Origin of the sequence: Prevotella sp. MGM2 (genome assembly GCF_002933955.1) — a bacterium.
GTDB lineage: Bacteria > Bacteroidota > Bacteroidia > Bacteroidales > Bacteroidaceae > Alloprevotella.
This window is the reverse complement of record NZ_BEWW01000135.1, coordinates 1-685: the sequence shown is the minus strand read 5'-3', so window position 1 is coordinate 685 and position 685 is coordinate 1. Positions and strand designations below refer to the sequence as shown.

The 685-nt window shown below is 48.0% G+C and carries 2 protein-coding genes and 1 pseudogene; 1 reads left to right on the top strand and 2 read right to left on the bottom strand.

The window, feature by feature from the left end; translation table 11 throughout:
* A pseudogene (locus tag C5S62_RS13800) lies at window positions 1-83 on the top strand (DNA-binding protein); the annotation flags it as partial.
* An 81-nt stretch (window positions 84-164) separates the two neighbouring features.
* On the opposite strand, the gene C5S62_RS13490 reads toward C5S62_RS13800, so the two are convergent.
* Together C5S62_RS13490 and C5S62_RS03090 are read right to left on the bottom strand one after the other, a co-directional pair.
* A complete protein-coding gene (locus C5S62_RS13490) occupies window positions 165-458 on the bottom strand; it encodes a hypothetical protein (RefSeq protein ID WP_185153273.1) in 294 nt (97 codons plus the stop codon).
* The coding region (locus tag C5S62_RS03090; protein ID WP_104404006.1) for a hypothetical protein at window positions 427-685 on the bottom strand (259 nt) is incomplete at its 5' end. The genes C5S62_RS13490 and C5S62_RS03090, both read right to left, overlap by 32 nt.

The following is a 685-nucleotide window of genomic DNA, read 5'->3' as shown; positions in this document are numbered from 1 at the left end:
GTAAAATCCTCTACCGTGAATCCGACATCGAAAGGATGCTGAATGACGGCTACCGCTCCGCTTACCGATTGACGGCAACCTGATTTTCTTGAAGGAGCACAGTTTGCCGTCTGCTCTATGGTTGCATCAGCAACGGACTTTCGGCAAAAAGAGAAAGGAACGGCTTACAGACGAAGCATCAAAATTCCGCTTCGTCTGTAAGCCGTTCCTCTCTTCTTTCTTCTGATTTCCCGCCAGTCGCTTGTTTCCGTTGCCGGATGCTCTAAAAGCGTGTGGCAGGCAGTGGCAAGGTTTTCGGGTTGAATACGCTCCGCAGGAGGAAGATTCTGCCCGAAACGGCTCTGCCGCCCGACCTTGCCGCTGCCATCAAGCCATGCACTACCTTTGCATCCGTGCATCGGGAACGAGTGGCTGACGGAATGAACCTCAACTATACCATCGGTTGTCGCTTCTGCCACAGGAAACAAACAACGTAATCGGTGTTTCTTTCAGGGTTGAACTAATTTTACTGATTATAAACTGCCTGAACAAGACACTCTCTTTACTGCATATCCTGAATGCAACGGCTATAATCACTTCAATGTTATAGACATCGTAACTGATGCCATCCGATTGCTTGACATACTTCATCGTGTCAAATTTGTTCAGTTCCTTGTTCTTGTAAATGGTATGAATCGCCTTGCGG